Source organism: Sphingobium vermicomposti, assembly GCF_011762025.1.
Taxonomy (GTDB): domain Bacteria; phylum Pseudomonadota; class Alphaproteobacteria; order Sphingomonadales; family Sphingomonadaceae; genus Sphingobium; species Sphingobium vermicomposti.
In genome coordinates, this window is the sequence record NZ_JAASQR010000003.1 from 180,352 (window position 1) to 199,314 (window position 18,963).

An 18,963-nucleotide genomic window follows, 5' to 3' on the forward strand; every position below is an offset into this window, starting at 1 on the left:
CCTATTTCTCGAACTTGTCGGCCACCAGCCTGTCGATCAGGCGTACGCCATAGCCGGTCGCGCCCTTGTCCCAGGTCGCGCCTGGCTTGTCGGCCCATACCATGCCGGCAATGTCGAGATGCGCCCATTTGACGCCATCATCGACGAAACGCTTGATGAACTGCGCCGCCGTGATCGATCCGGCATAACGCGCGCCCATATTCTTCATGTCGGCGATGGGGCTGTCGATCAGCTTGTTATAAGCGTCGGACAGCGGAAAGCGCCACAACTGGTCGCCCGCTGCCTTGCCAGCGGCGATCAGGTCGTCGGCCAATTCGTCGTCATTGGCGAATATCCCGGCATATTGATCGCCCAGCGCCACGATCATCGCGCCCGTCAGCGTCGCCAGATCGATGACGACCTCAGGCGCATAGGTTTTTTGCGCCCAGGTGATCACGTCGCACAGCACAAGGCGGCCTTCGGCGTCGGTGTTGATGACCTCGATCGTCTGGCCCGACATCGATGTGACGACATCGCCGGGCCGCTGCGCGTTGCCGTCGGGCATGTTTTCCACCAGCCCGCAAATGCCGACGACGCGCGCCTTCGCCTTGCGACCGGCCAGCGCCTTCATCGCGCCTGCGACCGCGCCTGCGCCGCCCATGTCCCATTTCATATCTTCCATGCCCGCGCCGGGTTTCAGGGAGATGCCGCCAGTGTCGAAAGTGACGCCCTTGCCGACGAAGACCAGGGGCTTGTCCACAGCACCCCCGGTGCCGTCCCATTCCATCGCGATCAGGCGCGGTTCGCGCACCGACCCTTGCGCTACGCCCAGCAATGCACCCATGCCAAGGTCAGCCATCGCCGACTTGTCCAGGACAGTGATCTTGACGCCCAACTGCTCAAGATGACGACAGCGTTCGACGAAGCTTTCAGGATAGAGGATGTTCGCCGGTTCAGCGACCAGTTCCCGCGTGAAGGCGACGCCATCGGCCACCGCCGACCACCGCTCCCACGCCGCCGCCCCGTCAGTCCCGGTCAGCGTCAGCTTGTTAAGCGTCGGCTTCGCCTTCTCGCTCTGCCGCGTGCGATAAGTGTCGATGCGCCAGCTGCGCAGCAATGCGCCAAAGGCCAGGCGCGCAGCATTCTCGCCGCTCACAGCGCCCGGAAATTCGACCGCCGCATGGGAAGCGCCGCTGGTCAGCAGCCGCGCCGACAGCGCGCCGCCCGCCTTTTCATAATCAGTATCGCTGCCACCACCGATGCCCAGCAGCACGATCCGCACGACCTTGCCGCCTTCATCCGCAAAGCTTTCAAAGCTCGACCCTGCCTCACCCGTGAAGCGTGCCGCCGTTGCGCCTGCCGACAGGGTGGCGGCGGCATCGACTGGCAAGCTGTCAAGCCGCCCTTTGGCCACGGCCAGGACCAGAGTGTCGGCGTCGGGACGTAGCGGGCTGAACGCGATTTCCATCAAGGGTCCTTACTTATCTGTCTTGTCTGTCGGTCGGGATGCGCGATCCTGTCACCGTCAGATAATGTCGCTTGCCCCGTCTGGCAAAGCCGTTCGCCCGATTTCCTGTAAAAGAAGGATGACGAAAGATTGCGGCTTGGGCAAAGCGGTGCGATAGGCGGGCAAAGAAGCGCCCCTGAAGAGGCACCGACCCTTTGCACGATTTCTCCTTTATCCGACGTTCCCGGCATATGCTGACCGCAGGCGCGGCTTTGGCGTGCCTCGCTTTGCCGCAACACGGCTCTGCCCAGGAATTGAACACGCCCTCAAAGCCGGTCAGCGCTCCCGACGCGCCCGTCCCCCAGGGCGATGACGAGATCGGCTTCGCCGCCGACCGCCTGGATTATGACAGCAATAGCGAGGTCGTGACCGCCAGCGGCAATGTGCAGTTGCTTCGGGACGGCAACCGGCTGCGCGCCGACAGCGTGGTCTGGAACCGCACCACCGGCGCGGTCGAGGCAAAGGGCAATGTTTCGGTCACCGACCCGGAAGGCAACATCGCCTATGGCGACCGTTTTGAGGTGACGGACACTCTGAAGGACGGGGTGGTCGACAACATGCTGCTGGTGCTGGAATCCGGCGGGCGGCTGGCTGCGGCGTCAGGCAAGAGGGTGAACGGCGTCTATACGCTGCACAAGGCCGCCTATACTGGCTGCGCGGTTGAGGATGCAGAAGGGTGTCCCAAAGAACCGACCTGGCAGATCAAGGCGGTGACAGTCGTCTATGACCCCGTTGAGGCACGGGTCAGATATTCCAGTGCCAGCGTAGAGATATTCGGCCTGCCGCTGATCCCGCTGCCGGGCTTTTCACATCCGGTCGGCGGCGCGGGTGGCAACGGCCTGCTGGTGCCCAACATTCGTTATGATCGCACCAATGGCGTGGAAGTCGCCCTTCCCTATTATCTGAAGCTCGCCCCCAATCGCGACCTGACGATCACCCCGCATGTCTATTCCGAAACGCTCCCCATGCTGGAGGCGAATTTCCGCCACCGCTGGGACCGGGGTGCCTATCAGATCACCGGCTACGCCACGCATGGCAGCCGCCAGGACGCAAGCAGTTCACTGCCCAACGCCACGGTATCGGACGCATCGCAAAAGGACTTTCGCGGCTATCTCGACGCCAGCGGCGGCATGCAGCTGACCCCCGAATGGAGCGTCAACGGGTCGATTCGGGCCGTCAGCGACCGCACTTTCCTGCGCCGCTACGACATCAACCGCGACGATCGGCTGCGTTCCACGCTGGGCGCGCAGCGGATCGGCGAAAACAGCTATTTCTCGATCGCGGGATGGGCTGTCCAGACGCTGCGCCTGGGCGATTCCCAGGGGCAGACACCGATTGCCCTGCCCGTCATCGATTACCGCTTGCGCATGAACGACCCTCTGTTGGGCGGTCGCATCCAGTTGCAGGCGAACAGCCTCGCCATCACGCGCACTCATGGGCAGGACACGCAACGCGCGTTCGGCGCGTTCCAATGGAATCTGCGCCAGCTGACCGGCATGGGTCAGGAAGTCACCTTCACCACCTATCTACGCGGCGATGTCTACCACAGCAGCGACACCCTGCTGAACGACGTTGCAGGCTATGCAGGCGATCCGGGCTGGCAGGCGCGCGGCATTGCGGCGGCCGCGATCGACGTGCGCTGGCCGTTCATGGGCGAAGCCTTTGGCGGAGTGCAGCGCATCGCGCCACGCGTGCAGATCGTCGCTGCTCCCCGGCTCGCCAACCTGTCGGTCCCCAATGAGGACGCGCGCGCCATCGATCTGGAGGACAGCAACCTCTTCGCGCTCAATCGCTTCTCCGGTTACGACCGGTTCGAAGATTCGACCCGGATCACCTATGGCCTGGAATATAGCCTGTCGTTGCCGGACTTCTCGCTCGAAAGCATCGTGGGTCAAAGCTATCGGCTGAACAATCGCGAAAGCATCCTGCCCGACGGCACCGGCCTTTCCGATCGCGTGTCCGACGTCGTTGGCCGCACGACCGTCCGCTACAAGGATTTCGTCAGCCTCATCCACCGTTTCCGCCTGGATAAGGACGGTCTTGCGGTGCGCCGCAATGAAGTCAACGCCACCGTCGGCAGCCGCAGGACCTATGCGATGGTCGGTTATCTTCGGCTCAACCGCAACGCCGCTGCGGGGCTGGAAGATTTGCAGGACCGTGAGGAATTGCGCCTGGGCGGTCGGGTTCAGGTGGCGCGTTTCTGGTCGCTCTATGGATCGACCGTCATCGATCTGACCGATGCCAGCGAAGATCCTCTGAGCGTCGCCGACGGCTATGAACCGGTCCGCCATCGCCTGGGCATCACCTATGAAGATGACTGCCTGACGCTGGGCCTGACCTGGCGGCGCGACTATCTGGCGGCTGGTGACGCGCGAAAGGGCAACAGTTTCCAACTACGGCTGGCTTTTCGGAATATCGGTATATAAGGATCACCGTTCCCGCCCTTCCTGCTCAGGACCGGTTAAGGCGGACCGGCGCATCACGCGCCGGACCGTATTGGAGAGATTTGCCGACGATGCACCCAGTCGTTTCCCCGCCTGCTCGCCTTCGCCATTCCCTGCGAACCGGCGCATACACCCTTCTTCTGTCGTCCATGCTGGCCACGGGGGGCATCTCGACCGCCGCCGCCCAGACCGTGAATGACGAAGACAGCGTGGCGTCGCAGCAGTTGAACCTGCCCAAGGACGTTACCGTCTTTGGCAAGAGCGATCCCAATGTCCGAAAGGCGACCGCGATCGTCAACGGCAGCATCATCACTGGGACGGACGTGGACCAGCGGCTGGCCCTGATCATCACCGCCAATGGTGGCAAGGTGGCGCCTGAGGAAAAAGAGCGGCTGCGCGTTCAGGTACTTCGCAACCTGATTGATGAAACGCTCCAGATTCAGGAAGCCGCCGCCAACGATATCCGCATCGACAAAGCGGAAATCGACCAGAGCTTTGAGCGGGTGGCGGCGAATTTCCGTCAGTCTCCCAGCCAGTTCGATCAATATCTGCGCCAGCAGGGCAGCGCGCCCGCCAGCATCAGGCGTCAGATTGAGGGCGAACTCGCCTGGAGCCGCCTGCTGCGCCGGAACATCCAGCCCTTCGTCAACGTGTCGGAAGATGAAGTAAAATCCGTCATCGACCGCATGAACGCGGCCAAGGGCAGCGATGAATATCGGATTGGCGAAATCTATCTGTCGGCCACGCCGGAAAATCAGCAGCAGATCGTCGCCAACGCGCGCAACATCATCGAACAGATCAAGCAGGGCGGCAGCTTCGCGGCCTATGCCCGACAGTTTTCGGAAGCCTCGACCGCTGCCGTGGGTGGCGATCTGGGCTGGGTGAGACCCGCCCAGCTGCCTGACGAACTGGCGCAGGCCGCCAATGAAATGCAGGTCGGCCAGATTGCAGGCCCCATCGGCGTTCCGGGTGGCGTCTCCGTCATCTATGTCATGGACAAGCGCAAAGTGCTGACCGCCGATCCGCGTGACGCGCTGCTCAGCCTCAAGCAATTGTCGGTCAGCTTTCCCGCTGGCACGACGAAGGAACAGGCCGGTGCCAGGGCCGCCAGCTTTGCCTCGCAGGTGAAAGAGATAAAGGGCTGCGGCCAAGCCAATGAACTGGGTGCGAAAATTGGTGCCGATGTTGTCGACAATGACAATGTGAAAGTTCGCGACCTGCCGCCGCAGTTGCAGGACATCCTGCTCGATCTGCAGGTCGGACAGGCAACGCCGCCCTTCGGTTCGATCAAGGAAGGCGTGCGCGTTCTGGTGGTCTGCGGTCGTGACGACGCTGCCACGGCGGCAGCGCCCGACGCCGCCCAGATCATGGCGCAACTGGAGGAAGAGCGGGTCAACAAGCGTGCGCGCATCTACCTGCGAGACCTTCGCCGCGATGCCGTTATCGACTATAACTGATCCCGGCACGCCGCTGCCGCCCTTCGCCGTGTCTTTGGGCGATCCGGCAGGCATAGGGCCGGAAATCGTCGCAAAGAGCTGGGTCATGCGCGAAGCGCGTGGCCTGCCGCCTTTCTTCGCAGTGGGCGATATCGCTTCGCTGCGCGCCGTATGGCTCGGTCCCGTCGAACCGATCGCGACGCCCGAAGAAGCGGCGGTCGTGTTCGACCGGGCGCTGCCGTGCCTGCAGGTCGCTGACGCCGGGCCGGTCGTGCCGGGAACGCCCAGCATCGATGGCGCGCGCACGGCTTTTCAGGCGCTGGAAGTTGCCGTGGGCCTGGCAAGGAGCGGATCGGCGGCGGGCATCGTGACCGCGCCTGTTGGCAAGGAACAGCTTTACGGCGTGGGCTTCACCCATCCTGGCCAGACCGAATTCGTGGCGGAACGTTGCGGCGTCGCGCCTCACAACGCCGTGATGATGCTGGCCGGGCCTTCGCTCAAGGTCGTGCCGGTCACCATCCACATCCCCCTGGGCGACGTGTCCTCGGTGCTGACCGTCGACCTTATCCGCGCCCGTGCGATCACGACCGTCAAGGGGCTGCAACGCAATTTCGGCGTTGCTCGTCCGCGGATCGTCGTTGCCGGGCTTAATCCACATGCGGGTGAAGGCGGCGCGCTGGGGCGTGAGGAAATCGACATCATCGCCCCCGCGATCGAATCGCTACGGGATGAAGGCATGGACATTCGCGGCCCCCTGGCGGCGGATGGCCTGTTTCACAGCCGCGCCCGCGAAACCTACGATGCAGTATTATGCATGTATCACGACCAGGCGTTGATCCCGCTCAAGACGCTGCATTTCGATGAAGGCGTCAACATCACCCTGGGCCTGCCGATCGTGCGCACCTCGCCCGACCACGGCACCGCATTCGGCATCGCCGGAACCGACCGCGCCAATCCCGGCGCGATGATGGCGGCGCTCAAAATGGCCGCCGAAGCCGCCCGCGCGCGCCTGACCCATGGCAACTGACATGCGGCCCACATTGCCGCCACTGCGAGAGGTGATCGCCACGCACGGGCTTCAGGCGAGCAAGGCACTGGGCCAGAATTTCCTGCTCGATGAACAATTGCTCGACCGGATCGCCGCCATTCCAGGCCCTCTTGCAGATGCTCCGGCGTTCGAAGTCGGTCCCGGCCCCGGCGGCCTCACCCGCGCGATCCTGCGGGCAGGCGCGCGCCTGGTGGCCGTAGAGCGCGACCACCGATGCCTGCCTGCCCTCGCCCAGCTTTCAGACGCTTTCCCCGGACAGTTGCGCGTCATTTCCGGCGACGCGATGCAGGTCGATGCCCGCGCCGAAGCAGGCGAAGGCGCGCATATCATCGCCAACCTTCCCTATAATGTCGGGACAGCCCTGCTGATAGGCTGGCTCTCGACGCAGTGGAACCCGCTCCCCTGGTGGTCGTCGCTCACGCTCATGTTCCAGATGGAAGTGGCGGAACGGATCGTCGCCAAGGCTGGCGGCGACCATTATGGCAGGCTCGCCGTGCTGGCGCAGTGGCGCGGCGATGCCCGCATCGCCATGAAGGTGCATCGCAGCGCCTTCACCCCTCCGCCCAAAGTCATGTCGGCGGTGGTGCACATCACGCCCAAGCCCGCGCCCGCCGATGTCCAACTCGAAACACTCGAACGCCTCACCGCCGCCGCCTTTGGCCAACGGCGCAAGATGCTGCGCCAAAGCCTGAAGGGCCTACCCGGCGCCTTGGCCGCGCTGGAAATGGCTGAAATAGACCCGCAACGCCGCGCCGAAACGGTCAGCGTCGATGAATTTGTAGAAGTCGCGCGCCTGATGGATCGCAGCTGAGCGGCTAAGACGAAGCGATGAATAGCCGTCCTCATCCTCCTCATGCCCCGCATGGGGAGGGAGATGGAACCGTTTACGGCAGATCCAGATGCAGAAACTGGTTAAAGCCGCTCTGGCCATATCCCCCGAACGCCGATCCATTTTCAAATCCTCGCCGCCGATAGAGAGCGAGCGCCGGTTCAAATGCAGGACCACTTCCGGTTTCAAGGCTCAACCGACGGACATCCCGCGCAATCGCTGCGGAAATGATGGTCTCAAGGATGGCCGCGCCCGCTCCCATCCGCAGGAAATGCGGATGCGTTCGCATCGATTTGACCTCAGCCAAACCATCTTCCAACATCTTCATGGCACCAATGGCAGCGACGCGCCCATCGCGCCATGCCGTCCAGACCGTGACTTCAGGAACCTGTAAGCCGGAAATGTCGAGGGCAAACACGCTCCCCTTCGGCGAACTGGCATGCATGTCGGCGAGGTGAAGGGCGAGCAGCGCACGAGATTGGTCGCCGCTTAGGTCATCTTCCTGAACATCAAACATTAACCGTCAAGGCGTCTCCGTCTCCGCCACCTTCGGCACTGTAACGCCTTCCTTGGCGCTCAACACGGTCGCGGGCGGGCCTTTGTCGATTGCTGCGGCGAGCTTTCCGACGGCGGCACAATCAGCCTTGCAGACATTCTTCGCCTGGGCCAGATTTTCCCTGGCCTTGGCGATTGCGCCCTTTTCGACCATGGCTTCCCCTTGCCCGACCAGCGCGCCAACATCCGTGGGGTCCAGCAGCAGGGCTTCGCGATAGAGGCGGATGGCCTTGCCCTGCAAACCCTGCGCCCGCGCCACCTGGGCCAATTCGACATAAGCGTTGCGGTTGCGCGGATCGACCGCCAGCGCAGTTTCCAGCGCATCGGTCGCCGCCTGATAATTGCCAGCCTTGCTCGCGACGATCCCCTTATGCGCCCATTCGACCGACAGGGGGGATATCTGCGCATCAGGCCGCTGGGACAGGCCAACGCTGGACACGGTGGTCAACAGGACGGCAAGGGCGATCGAGGCAGGGGTAAAACGCATGCACAACTCCAGCCATGTTTCAGGCGTTGATTCCGCCCGAGTGTCGTCATTTTGCCGGGGCTTGTCCATCGTCTCTTTCAGGCCATCCGCCGAAGCCGGGCGAAATAGAAACCGTCCGTCGCATCATGGCCCGGCGTCAGCAACAGGCCGTCGCCATGGGGCCGCCCCATCGGACAAGGGATCGAATCGGCCACCCACCCCGCATGCCGTTCCAGAAACGCGCGCGCCTGGTCCCGCCCTTCCCTATCCGTCAACGCACATGTGGCATAAACGAGCACACCGCCAGAAGCGACCAGAGGTGCCGAAAAGTCCAGGATGCGCGCCTGTTCCTGCACCAGCCGGTCAAGCCGGGCCGGAGTCAGCCGCCAGCGCGCTTCGGGATTGCGTCGCCATGTGCCGGTGCCCGAACAGGGCGCATCCACCAGCACGACATCGGCCCGGCCATTCAGCGCTTCCAACGCCCTGCTTTCATGGACCTGATCCAGCAGTAAGGTTTCGATGAAGGTGGCCCCGGCACGGACAGCGCGCGGGTCCAGCCGGGCGAGGCGCGACCGGATAGTGTCAGCCGCGATCAGCGTGCCCTTGCCCGCCATCGCACTGGCCAGCGCCAGCGTCTTGCCGCCCGCGCCCGCGCACATATCGACCACCGTCATGCCGGGTTGCGCCTGGCACGCGGCGGAAATCATCTGGCTGCCCGCATCCTGCACCTCGACCAGCCCCTGTTTCCAGGGCTCACTCTGTTCGACAGGCCACCCTTCGGGCAATCGCAGCGCATCCGCCAATCCCTGGATCGGCACGGCGTCAGGATAAAGCGGCGCAACGTCGCCCATCACCGCCTTCAATCGGTTCACGCGAAGGTCGACCGGCGCGCGCCCCAGCAGGGCATTCTGCTCGACCGGCGCGGCCAGCAACGGCTTCAGCCAATCAGGCACATCGCCCGCGATGGCCCCCTCTTCGCCCGGCTCAATCGGTGCCGGACCATGGGCAGAATCATCAAACAGCGCCGCGATCTCAGGCCGCTCGCGCGCCAGCCCGACCATCGCCGCCCGGCCCGTGGAAGGGTACTCGCCCGCCCGGCGGACAGCGTCATAGACATGGTCGCGCACCGCTCGCCGGTCACGCGATCCGGCATAGCGCCGGTCCTTGAAATAGCGCGCGATCAGCGTGTCCGCCGCCGGGCCGCCGTCCCGTGCCGACGCGATGATGGCGTCCAGCAGCTCAATCGCGGCCTGCACCCGCGCGGAAGGCGTCACGCCCGCCGACCCTCAGCGCGTGGGATAATTGGGTGCTTCGCGCGTGATGGTGACGTCGTGGACATGGCTTTCGGACAACCCGGCATTGGTGATCTGGACGAAACGCGCGCGTTCCTTCAGATCCTTGATCGTGCGGCTGCCGGTATAGCCCATCGCCGCCTTCACGCCGCCGACCAGTTGGTGGATGACGTCCTTGGCCGGCCCCTTGAACGGCACCTGGCCTTCAATGCCTTCGGGGACCAGCTTCATCTGATCCTTGATGTCGGCCTGGAAATAGCGATCAGCAGAGCCGCGCGCCATCGCGCCGACGCTGCCCATGCCGCGATAGCTCTTATAAGCACGCCCCTGATACAGGAACGTCTCACCCGGAGCCTCCGCCGTGCCCGCCAGCAGCGATCCCACCATGACGCAGCCAGCGCCAGCTGCCAGCGCCTTGGCAAGGTCGCCTGATGTGCGCAGGCCACCATCGGCGATGACGGGAATGCCCTGCTTGGCGGCTTCATTGGCCGAATCCATGACGGCGGTCAGCTGCGGCACGCCGACACCCGCGACGACGCGGGTCGTGCAGATGGAGCCGGGACCGATGCCGACCTTCACGCAGTCCGCGCCCGCATCGATCAGCGCCTTGGTGGCTTCGGCGGTCGCGACATTGCCTGCGACGACCTGCACATGGCTGGACAGGCGCTTTACCGCTTCGACGGCGGCGGAAACCTGCTTGCTATGCCCATGCGCCGTGTCGATGACGATCAGGTCGCATTCGGCGTCGATCAACGCCGCGCTGCGCTCCAGCCCCTTGTCGCCGACCGTGGTCGCCGCCGCCACGCGCAGGCGGCCCGAACCATCCTTGGTCGCCTTGGGATAGGTAACCGCCTTTTCAATGTCCTTGACCGTGATCAGGCCGACGCAATGATAATCATCGTCGACCACCAACAGCTTTTCGATCCGGCGCTGGTGCAACAGGCGCATCGCCTCATCCTGCCCCACGCCCACCTTAACGGTAGCCAGATTGTCCTTGGTCATCAGTTCGCTGACGGGCTGCCCCGGATTTTCCGCAAAGCGCACGTCGCGGTGGGTCAGGATGCCGACCAGCTTGCCCGAATCTTCGACTACGGGAATGCCGCTGAACCTGTGACGCTCCATCAGCATCTGCGCGTCGGCCAGTGTGGCGCGCGGCGTGATGGTGATGGGATTGACGACCATGCCGCTTTCGAACCGCTTGACCGCGCGGACGGCCGCAGCCTGTTCTTCGACCGACAGGTTGCGGTGCAGAACGCCGATGCCGCCCAACTGCGCCATGACGATCGCCATGTCCGCTTCCGTCACCGTATCCATGGCGGACGACAGGATCGGGATGTTAAGCTTGATCGTCTTCGTCACGAATGTGCTGGTGTCCGCCTGGCTTGGCAACACATCGGATTCGCCGGGCTGCAACAGCACGTCGTCAAAGGTGAGGCCTAGGCGGATATCCATGTGAAAGCCACTTTCTGCTGTGCGATCTGCCAATGGGCTTAGCATGATCGCCGGGGATTTGTGGCGGCCCATGTAACCATTAACCCTCAAAACAGCCAGACCTTACGGCGCTTTTTGTTGCAGGGGTGGAAACGGGTGGCCGATGCCTCCCTTTTCGTCTTCCCGTCCTTGAGCCGAGACCCGCCTTCTCCCGCGTCCCAGGCCAGGAAAAAGGGCGCGATCATCGACCGCGCCCTCTTTAACCCTGTGCCTTGGCATCATGCTCCGGCAGGCGAAGGTTCCCCAAACGGCCCCTTGCGCTTACGCGTCTTGGGGATGGAAGACCCCGCCGACGGCACGGTGGACGGCTTGATCGTCGTTCCATCGTCGCGGGTAATCTCACCCTTGTCGAGCAGCGTCTTGATCTCCTCGCCGCTCAGCGTCTCATATTCGAGCAGCGCATTGGCGAGCAGATGGAGCTGATCCTCATGCCCGGTCAGCACCTCCTTGGCGCGGTCATAGCCGCCCTCGACAATCATGCGGATTTCATGATCGATCGCCTTGGCCGTCTCGTCCGACATGTGCGTGCGCTGGCTTTGCGAATATCCCAGGAACGTTTCGCCCTGCTGCTCTTCATATTGCAGCGGGCCAAGCTTGTCCGACATGCCCCACTGCGTGACCATGTCACGGGCAAGTTTCGTCGCATATTGAATGTCGCCCGAAGCGCCCGACGACACCTTGCTATGGCCGAAGATAATCTCTTCCGCCACGCGCCCACCCATGGCCACGGCCAGATTCGCATGCATCTTGTCGCGGTGATAGCTGTAGCTGTCCCGTTCCGGCAGGCGCATCACCATGCCCAGCGCGCGACCGCGCGGGATGATCGTGGCCTTGTGGATCGGGTCGGACGCCGGTTCGTGGACCGCGACGATGGCATGACCTGCCTCATGATAAGCGGTCATCTTCTTTTCATCGTCGGTCATGACCATCGATCGGCGCTCGCTGCCCATCATGACCTTGTCCTTGGCCGCTTCAAACTCGTCCATGGCGACCAGACGCTTGCCCCGGCGAGCCGCCATCAAAGCCGCCTCATTGACCAGGTTCGCCAGGTCCGCACCGGAAAAGCCGGGCGTCCCGCGCGCGATGGTGCGCGGATTGACGTCGGGTGCCAGCGGCACCTTCTTCATGTGCACGGCCAGGATCTTTTCACGGCCCTCAATGTCCGGGCGCGGCACCACGACCTGACGGTCGAAACGACCCGGACGCAGCAGCGCGGGGTCCAGCACGTCGGGACGGTTGGTCGCCGCGACGATGATGATGCCCTCATTCGCCTCAAAGCCGTCCATCTCGACCAGCAACTGGTTCAGCGTCTGTTCGCGCTCATCATTACCGTTGCCCAGGCCCGCGCCACGATGACGGCCGACCGCGTCAATTTCGTCGATAAAGACAATGCAGGGCGCATTCTTCTTGGCCTGTTCGAACATGTCGCGCACGCGGCTCGCGCCGACGCCGACGAACATTTCGACGAAGTCCGAACCGGAAATAGTGAAGAAGGGCACGCCTGCCTCACCCGCGATCGCGCGGGCCAGCAGCGTCTTGCCGGTGCCGGGCGAACCGACCAGCAACGCGCCCTTGGGAATCTTGCCACCCAGCCGCGCGAACTTGGTCGGGTCCTTCAGGAATTCGACGATTTCCTGCAATTCCTCGCGCGCTTCATCGATGCCGGCGACATCGTCAAAGGTCACCTTCCCGTGCTTTTCGGTGAGCAGCTTGGCCTTGGACTTGCCAAAGCCCATCGCGCCGCCCGCGCCCCCGCCCTTTTGCATCTGGCGCAGGACAAAGAAGGCTATGCCCAGGATCAGCAGGAATGGCAGCGACTGGTAGAGCATGATCTGCCAGAAGCTAGGCTGCTCTTCCGTCTGCCCGGAATATTTGACGTTATAATCGTCCAGCAGGCCGGTCAGGCCCGGATCGTTGACTGGCACGGTGTTGAACCGCTGTCCGCTGCTCAGTGTCCCGGTGATCTTGTTCGGGGCAATGGCGACGTCCTTCACCTGCCCTTCCTGCACCTTGGAACGGAACTCGGAATAGGCGATGCCGGTGCCCGCCTGCGTGGCGGTCCGGCTGTCGAACATGGATACGAAAAGCAGCAGGGCGATAATCACGCCCGCCCAGATCATCGCGCTCTTGATCCAGGGGTTACCCTGGGGGTCCTTCTCGTCGTTCATTCAACACTCTCTTTCACCCGGCAAGATAGGGTGCTCCGGCGAAATCGCAAGCTGGCGAAGGCCGATGAAGTGCGATCAACCGCCAGCAAATTGAGAAAGGGCGATATAAGCCAGGATCACGGCCACGCCGCCCGAAACGCCGCAGAGCAGATAACCCGTATAAAGCAGCAGCGGCGGATGCGGCCGAGCCATTTTCCGGTTACGTTGCGCTGCCGAAAGGATGATGCTGGCGAGCACGCCGTAGGTCAGCGCCGCAAATTCGAACATGACTCACTTTCCAAGCTGAAGGGCTGCCCTGTTAAGCATTCAGGCTATTAAGGAAAGCGCATCGCACTGCAACATTTCGACAGGCCGTTTCCGGGATGCGACAGGTGGTGGAACCTTTCCGAAACGACCTTATCCGCGTCGCGGCGGAGCGATCCAAGCCGTCCATTGGACGCCGCCTTTAAGCAACACCGGGCCAACACTGACCTGTCGCCCTTCCGTGGCAGCAACGATGGCGCGGTCGATCGCATCGCCCCTCGGTTCGGACGCGCCGGGCGCGACGCCAGCGATCATCTGCATCAACAGACGCCGCAGAATTTCGCGCGGAAAGTCAGTGCGCTCCAGCACCCATGCCTCCCCCTGCCGCCGCAGATATCGCGCCGCCAGATCCCCCACCATCCAGTCCAACGCATCGACTGCTTCCGCCAGCGCCCCGGCACTGCGTGTCGCCGCAATGGGGTCCAGCCAGCCGATATCATGCAGATGCTGGCGAATCGCCGCCCGGTCGAACCGAAGGTCGCTGTTCGACGGATCATTGACAAAAGGAACGCCGCGCCGCTGCACATGCGCGAGCAATTGAGACCGGCGCGCGCCCAGCAGTGGTCGCAAAACCTGCCCCTGCCGGGCCCTCACTCCCGCAAGACCGCCGACCCCGGCCCCGCGATTGAGCCGCATCAACATCGTTTCCAGCTGATCGTCCGCATGATGCGCGGTGAAGATCCAATCCAGCTTACGATCCGTCCGCCACGCGTCCAGCAGGGCATAGCGTTGCTGCCTGGCCCAATGCTGCACGTTGCCAGCGACCGGTTGCCCGGGATGCAGAATGACATGCGGCACGCCATGGTCGTCGCACCAGGCGGCGACCATCGACGCCTCCGCCGCCGACGCATCCCGCAGGCCATGATCCACGGTCGCAGCCTCTACCCTTCCGGGGAACAGACGGGCCGTCAGGTCCAGCAGCGCCATGCTATCTGGACCGCCCGACACCGCGATGCCAAAGCGCCAATGGCCCCCCGGCCCGGCGAGGTCCCGAACCCGCCTCACCAGCAGCGCGTCCAGGTCAGGCTGCTCCGGTTCGGACCCGGCCATCCGGCCTTAGCTGCACTTGGCCTTGGCGCGCCCCTTATCCATCATGCCGCGCAGGCTCGCCGACAGATTTGCGCCATAAACCTGGTCGAGTTCGCCATAGACCTTGCAGGCGTCGGCAGGCTTTTTGAGTTGCATCAGTGCCTCGCCCAACCAGGCCAAGCTGTCGGGCGCGCGATCGCCACGGGGGCGCTTCTGATAATTTTCGTAGAAGGCGACCGACGCCAATGCCGGCTTCGCATCATCCAGATAGGCGCGGCCCAACAGATTGGACGCACGGCTCGCGACCGAAGACGACCCGTATTTTTCGACCGTTGCCTTCAATTGCGCCTGCGCTTCGGGATAGAATTTGGCGTCCCACAGCCGGAAACCATAAGTATAGGCGTCGTCGGCGGCGTCCCCCGTCGATGGCCGCTCGATCGCCGCGACCGCCAGCTTACGCGCCTCGCTGGCACCGCCATTGGCGCCAGGCTTCGGCGCGGGCGATGTCGCCGCCGTTCCGGCCGTCGCTCCGATCGGCGGGACCGTGGGCTTGACCGACGGAGGCGCGGCGGCATCGGCCCGGCTCTGCGCTTCGGCCTTGAACTTGTTGAACGCCTCTTCCAGCTGCCGCAGCTTGAAGCTGTTTTCCTCGACCTGCCCCGTCATCGATGCGAGCTGCGATTCCAGCGCCGACACGCGCGCCGTCAGGTCCGTGATGGGCGATGACGATGGCGAACCGGGCGAAATAACGGGCGTCGCCGGACGGGTAATCTCTGCCTCCAGCGGGGTGCCCGCGGGGAACACCTTGCGCTGCACCGCCTTCATCTCTTTTTCCAGACGATCGACCCGGACGTCGATTGCCACCCTCTGGGCAGCAGCCGACGGCGCGAGCGCGACCAGAGCCGGCCCTCCCATCAGAAGGGCGGTTGTCGCAATGAAGGCGTGACGCATGATGATCCCCGACTATGTCTCCGCCTTAACCATAAGGCGATATTCGCCGCCGTAAAGCGCCTCGTGTGGACGATTAGGCTCCTGCGACCCGGCGCATCATTCCAGCGGAGGTGCCGCCGCAGGTGCAGGGGCTGGTGCCGTGGCCGCACCAGTCGGCGCAGTTGGTGCCAATGGCGCAGGCGCAGGCGCAGGTGGCCGTCTGGCAGCAGCCGGCGCAGATGACGCCGCCGGAGCCTGCGCCCCTGCAGCGGCCGGCGCTGCTCGCGCGAGCAACGCTTCAGCGGAAACAGGCACGTCGGAAATAGTCCGATCCGGCGAACCCAGCGGCGCGACGGGTTTGCCGCCGACCGTCACGCTCAACGCCTGCGGGCGGCCCGTCAAGATCATCGGGTTGCGGGCGGTGGCGGGCAGGGTGAAACTTTCACCCTTCTTCATAAGCCCGTCCTTCAACCGCTCGCCCGCTTCATCATAGATGCGCAACCAAACATCGTCATTGGCAGTGAATACGACCGCCTGAACCGCGGGAGCAGCGGGCCGTGCACTGACGGCAGGTGTCGGGACAGCGGCAGGAACCGCTTCATGCGCAGCGATTTCCTGCTCGGTCGGGGGCGTCAGCAGCTGGGTGCGCCAGATGGCGAAACCCGCGACCAGAAGGATGACGATCACGGCTGCGGTCCAGGCCAACACGCGCGAAGGCACGCGCGCCGGATCGGCTGGCTCGAACGTTTCATATCGGCTGGCGCCCAGTTCGGAATTATTGACGGCGTCGCGGACCTGGGCGGCGATGGCAACTTCGTCCAGGCCCACGGCCCGAGCATAGGCACGCGCGAAGCCCACGGCATAGGGTATGCCGGGCAAGGCGGAATAATCGTCACGCTCGATCGCTTCCAGCTGGCGCTGCGCGATACGGGTCCGTGTCGCCACGTCCTGCACCGACAGGCCCTGCGCTTCGCGCGCGGCGCGCAGCTTCGTGCCGGGACTGATCGACTGTGATTCCGTTCCTTCTGGAGCGGTTTCCATTTCCGGTTGTTCTGCCATGCTGCTCCGCGACCTTTGAAGGCGGTCTTGTCTCATTCAGGGACAGGGATTGTCAACGCCGTGCTGCGGCCCCCGTCCCGGCTAATCGGTTCAATTCAATTCGATTTCGCGTTCCGTTGCCCAGGCCGTCAGCCGAGCGCGGAAATCGACGGCTCCATTGTCCAGCAAGGACCGCATCAACGCCCGCAATTCGGACGCATCGACGCCGCGGATCATCGCCTTCACCGGCCCGACCGAGGCCGGAGTGATCGACAGCCGCCGCACGCCAAGGCCAATCAGCGCCATGGCCTCCAATGTGCGCCCGCCCATTTCGCCGCACACGCCGACAGGGCATTCATAGGCTTCGCACGTCCGCACCACCCGGTCCAGGAATCGCAGTATCGCCACGCTCAGCCAATCATAGCGCTCGGCCAGCTTGGGATGGGCGCGGTCGGCGGCAAACAGGAACTGGGTCAGGTCGTTGGTGCCGATCGACAGGAAATCCAGCTTGGGCAGCAGAATGTCCAGCACCTCCGCCAAAGCGGGCACTTCCAGCATCGCGCCATAACGTACCGCCGTCGGCAGCTTCTTGCGTTGGGACAACAGCCATTCGCGCTGATGTTCGACCAGAGCGCGCGCCTGCTCATATTCCCACGGTTCCGAAACCATCGGGAACATGATGTTCAGCACCTTGCCCGCCGACGCTTCCAGCAACGCCCGCGCCTGCGCTTTCATCAGGCCATCGCGGTCCAGCGCCAGCCGCAACGCGCGCCAGCCCATCGCCGGATTATCCTCCAGCTCCTCGTCCCCGTCGCGCGTCATATAGGGCAGCGCCTTGTCGCCGCCGATGTCGACCGTGCGAAATATGACCGGGCGATCCCCCGCCGCGTCCAGCACATCCTTGTACAGCCGCTGCTGCTTTTCCCGCTGCGGCAAGGTGGCGGACACCAGAAACTGGAACTCCGTGCGGAACAGGCCGATGCCGTCGGCACCGACTACGTCCAGCGCCTGCGCATCTTCGCGCAGCCCGGCATTGACCATCAATTCGATGCGCTGCCCGTCCGTGGTCACAGATGGCAGGTCGCGCATGGCGGCAAATTCCGCGCGGCGCTTCTGCGTGACGTGCAGCCTGTTTTCGAACGCCTCGTCCATGTCGGGCGTCGGTCGGATCAGCAGGCTGTTCGACACGACATCCATCAGGATCAGGTCGCCTTCATTCACCTTGTGCCGGATTTCGCGGACGCGCCCCAGCACCGGCACGCCCATGGCGCGCGCAACGATGGTGACATGGGCGGTCAGCGACCCTTCCTCCAGGATCACGCCCTTCAGTCGCCGCCGGTCATATTCCAGCAGTTCCGCCGGGCCCAGGTTGCGCGCGATCAGGATCGCATCCTGCCGCAGGCCCATCTGCGCCGCCGTGCCCAGCTGTCCCGACACGATCCGCAACAGCCGGTTCGCCAGATCCTCCAGATCATGCATCCGGTCGCTCAGCAGCGGGTCGTCGATCTGCCGCATGCGCATCCGGGTGCGTTGCTGCACCCGTTCGATCGCGGCCTCGGCAGTCAGGCCGCTGTCGATGGCTTCATTGATGCGCCGTGCCCAGCCTTCGTCATAGGCAAACATCTTGTAGGTTTCGAGCACCTCCTGATGCTCGCCCTCCGTGCCGAATTCGGCCGTTCCCGTCATCCGGTCAATCTGTTCGCGCATCTTGGTAAAGGCGGAAATAACCCGCTGGCGCTCGGCTTCGGTATCCTCCGCGACCGTATGTTCGATGTGGACGCGCGGCTGGTGGAACACGGCGTGGCCGCGCGCCATCCCCATGACCAGTTGCAAGCCCTGCAGCATGATGGTGCCGGTATCCTGCACCCGCGCATCCGCCGGGCCATCATCCGCCAGTTCGGCATTGGCGATCAGTTCGGACAGCACCATCGCCACGGTCTGAAGCGCTTCAATCTCTACCTCGTCATAACGGCGCGGTTCGACATGCTGGACGCACAGCACGCCGATTGCCCGTTCACGCCGCACGATGGGGACGCCCGCGAAACTGTGGAACAGTTCCTCACCCGTTTCCGGGCGATAGCTATAGTCGGGATGCGAAGCCGCTTCGTCCAGGTTCAGCGTTTCGACATTGGTGGCGATCAGGCCGACCAGCCCCTCGCCCATTGCCATGCGCGTGACGTGGACCGCATCCTGATTCAGGCCGCGCGTGGCGAACAGTTCCAGCAGCCCCTCGCGCACCAGATAGATGGAGCAGACTTCGCTCGAAAGCGCCTTGCCGATGATGTCCACCACCTTGTTCAGCTTGGCCTGGGCGCTGTTGCGCGCGGCCATGACCTCCTGCAGGTGGTTGAGGATCTGGCGAGCGGCGGCGGCGGGCGTGCTTGACATGATCCAGCGCTATCAGATCGGACGCCTGCTTTCCAAGAGGAAGTCGGGGCCGATACGGCG

At 63.8% G+C, this 18,963-nt stretch carries 15 protein-coding genes; 4 read left to right on the top strand and 11 right to left on the bottom strand.

Annotation, left to right across the window (positions count from 1 at the left end):
* Position 1: 1 nt before the first annotated feature.
* Entirely contained in the window at positions 2-1,447 is a 1,446-nt protein-coding gene (locus tag FHS54_RS10490; RefSeq protein ID WP_167303772.1) for a leucyl aminopeptidase, read from the bottom strand.
* 230 nt (positions 1,448-1,677) lie between these two features.
* Between FHS54_RS10490 and FHS54_RS10495 the strand changes: the two genes are divergently transcribed.
* From FHS54_RS10495 to rsmA, 4 genes are all read left to right on the top strand, one after another.
* Positions 1,678-3,912 carry an LPS-assembly protein LptD gene (locus tag FHS54_RS10495; protein WP_167303773.1) on the top strand — a complete coding sequence of 745 codons (2,235 nt, stop codon included), beginning with the start codon at positions 1,678-1,680 and terminating at the stop codon, positions 3,910-3,912.
* An 89-nt stretch (positions 3,913-4,001) separates the two neighbouring features.
* Positions 4,002-5,387 (top strand): peptidylprolyl isomerase, encoded by a 1,386-nt coding sequence (locus FHS54_RS10500; RefSeq protein ID WP_167303774.1) that lies wholly within the window; start codon positions 4,002-4,004, stop codon positions 5,385-5,387.
* A complete protein-coding gene (gene pdxA, locus FHS54_RS10505) occupies positions 5,365-6,393 on the top strand; it encodes a 4-hydroxythreonine-4-phosphate dehydrogenase PdxA (protein ID WP_167304393.1) in 1,029 nt (342 codons plus the stop codon). Before FHS54_RS10500 ends, pdxA begins: the two co-directional genes overlap by 23 nt.
* Positions 6,383-7,225 (top strand): 16S rRNA (adenine(1518)-N(6)/adenine(1519)-N(6))-dimethyltransferase RsmA, encoded by an 843-nt coding sequence (gene rsmA / locus FHS54_RS10510; protein WP_167303775.1) that lies wholly within the window; start codon positions 6,383-6,385, stop codon positions 7,223-7,225. Before pdxA ends, rsmA begins: the two co-directional genes overlap by 11 nt.
* 73 nt (positions 7,226-7,298) lie before the next feature.
* Here the strand turns inward: rsmA and FHS54_RS10515 are convergent, their stop codons facing one another.
* The 10 genes from FHS54_RS10515 to ptsP all read right to left on the bottom strand — a co-directional run bounded on the left by FHS54_RS10515 (position 7,299) and on the right by ptsP (position 18,903).
* Complete coding sequence (locus FHS54_RS10515; protein ID WP_167303776.1) at positions 7,299-7,760, bottom strand: GNAT family N-acetyltransferase; 462 nt, start codon at positions 7,758-7,760, stop codon at positions 7,299-7,301.
* 6 nt (positions 7,761-7,766) lie between these two features.
* Positions 7,767-8,285, bottom strand: a complete 519-nt coding sequence (locus FHS54_RS10520) for a tetratricopeptide repeat protein (RefSeq protein WP_167303777.1) — start codon at positions 8,283-8,285, stop codon at positions 7,767-7,769.
* A 77-nt stretch (positions 8,286-8,362) separates the two neighbouring features.
* Complete coding sequence (locus FHS54_RS10525) at positions 8,363-9,538, bottom strand: RsmB/NOP family class I SAM-dependent RNA methyltransferase (RefSeq protein WP_167303778.1); 1,176 nt, start codon at positions 9,536-9,538, stop codon at positions 8,363-8,365.
* 12 nt (positions 9,539-9,550) lie between these two features.
* Positions 9,551-11,008, bottom strand: coding sequence for an IMP dehydrogenase (gene guaB, locus FHS54_RS10530; RefSeq protein WP_167303779.1), 1,458 nt, complete (start codon positions 11,006-11,008; stop codon positions 9,551-9,553).
* A 257-nt stretch (positions 11,009-11,265) separates the two neighbouring features.
* Entirely contained in the window at positions 11,266-13,215 is a 1,950-nt protein-coding gene (ftsH, locus tag FHS54_RS10535; protein WP_167303780.1) for an ATP-dependent zinc metalloprotease FtsH, read from the bottom strand.
* Positions 13,216-13,290: 75 nt separating this feature from the next.
* Positions 13,291-13,482 carry a hypothetical protein gene (locus tag FHS54_RS10540; RefSeq protein ID WP_167303781.1) on the bottom strand — a complete coding sequence of 64 codons (192 nt, stop codon included), beginning with the start codon at positions 13,480-13,482 and terminating at the stop codon, positions 13,291-13,293.
* Positions 13,483-13,611: 129 nt separating this feature from the next.
* Positions 13,612-14,568, bottom strand: coding sequence for a tRNA lysidine(34) synthetase TilS (gene tilS, locus FHS54_RS10545; protein WP_167303782.1), 957 nt, complete (start codon positions 14,566-14,568; stop codon positions 13,612-13,614).
* Between the two features lie 6 nt (positions 14,569-14,574).
* Entirely contained in the window at positions 14,575-15,498 is a 924-nt protein-coding gene (locus FHS54_RS10550; RefSeq protein WP_167303783.1) for a tol-pal system YbgF family protein, read from the bottom strand.
* 96 nt (positions 15,499-15,594) lie between these two features.
* A complete protein-coding gene (locus tag FHS54_RS10555; protein WP_167303784.1) occupies positions 15,595-16,536 on the bottom strand; it encodes a helix-turn-helix domain-containing protein in 942 nt (313 codons plus the stop codon).
* 90 nt (positions 16,537-16,626) lie between these two features.
* Positions 16,627-18,903: a phosphoenolpyruvate--protein phosphotransferase gene (gene ptsP, locus FHS54_RS10560; RefSeq protein ID WP_167303785.1), complete on the bottom strand. Its 2,277-nt coding sequence runs from the start codon at positions 18,901-18,903 to the stop codon at positions 16,627-16,629.
* Positions 18,904-18,963 lie beyond the last annotated feature (60 nt).

Bases quoted from the DNA above. Each gene is read 5' to 3' on its own strand.
- ftsH (WP_167303780.1), bottom strand. From the start codon at position 13,215: ATGAACGACGAGAAGGACCCCCAGGGTAACCCCTGGATCAAGAGCGCG.
- ptsP (WP_167303785.1), bottom strand. From the start codon at position 18,903: ATGTCAAGCACGCCCGCCGCCGCCGCTCGCCAGATCCTCAACCACCTG.
- pdxA (WP_167304393.1), top strand. From the start codon at position 5,365: ATGCCGTTATCGACTATAACTGATCCCGGCACGCCGCTGCCGCCCTTC.
- FHS54_RS10520 (WP_167303777.1), bottom strand. From the start codon at position 8,285: ATGCGTTTTACCCCTGCCTCGATCGCCCTTGCCGTCCTGTTGACCACC.
- FHS54_RS10540 (WP_167303781.1), bottom strand. From the start codon at position 13,482: ATGTTCGAATTTGCGGCGCTGACCTACGGCGTGCTCGCCAGCATCATC.
- FHS54_RS10495 (WP_167303773.1), top strand. From the start codon at position 1,678: ATGCTGACCGCAGGCGCGGCTTTGGCGTGCCTCGCTTTGCCGCAACAC.
- FHS54_RS10490 (WP_167303772.1), bottom strand. From the start codon at position 1,447: ATGGAAATCGCGTTCAGCCCGCTACGTCCCGACGCCGACACTCTGGTC.
- guaB (WP_167303779.1), bottom strand. From the start codon at position 11,008: ATGGATATCCGCCTAGGCCTCACCTTTGACGACGTGCTGTTGCAGCCC.
- FHS54_RS10555 (WP_167303784.1), bottom strand. From the start codon at position 16,536: ATGGCAGAACAACCGGAAATGGAAACCGCTCCAGAAGGAACGGAATCA.
- tilS (WP_167303782.1), bottom strand. From the start codon at position 14,568: ATGGCCGGGTCCGAACCGGAGCAGCCTGACCTGGACGCGCTGCTGGTG.
- FHS54_RS10550 (WP_167303783.1), bottom strand. From the start codon at position 15,498: ATGCGTCACGCCTTCATTGCGACAACCGCCCTTCTGATGGGAGGGCCG.
- FHS54_RS10500 (WP_167303774.1), top strand. From the start codon at position 4,002: ATGCACCCAGTCGTTTCCCCGCCTGCTCGCCTTCGCCATTCCCTGCGA.
- rsmA (WP_167303775.1), top strand. From the start codon at position 6,383: ATGGCAACTGACATGCGGCCCACATTGCCGCCACTGCGAGAGGTGATC.
- FHS54_RS10515 (WP_167303776.1), bottom strand. From the start codon at position 7,760: ATGTTTGATGTTCAGGAAGATGACCTAAGCGGCGACCAATCTCGTGCG.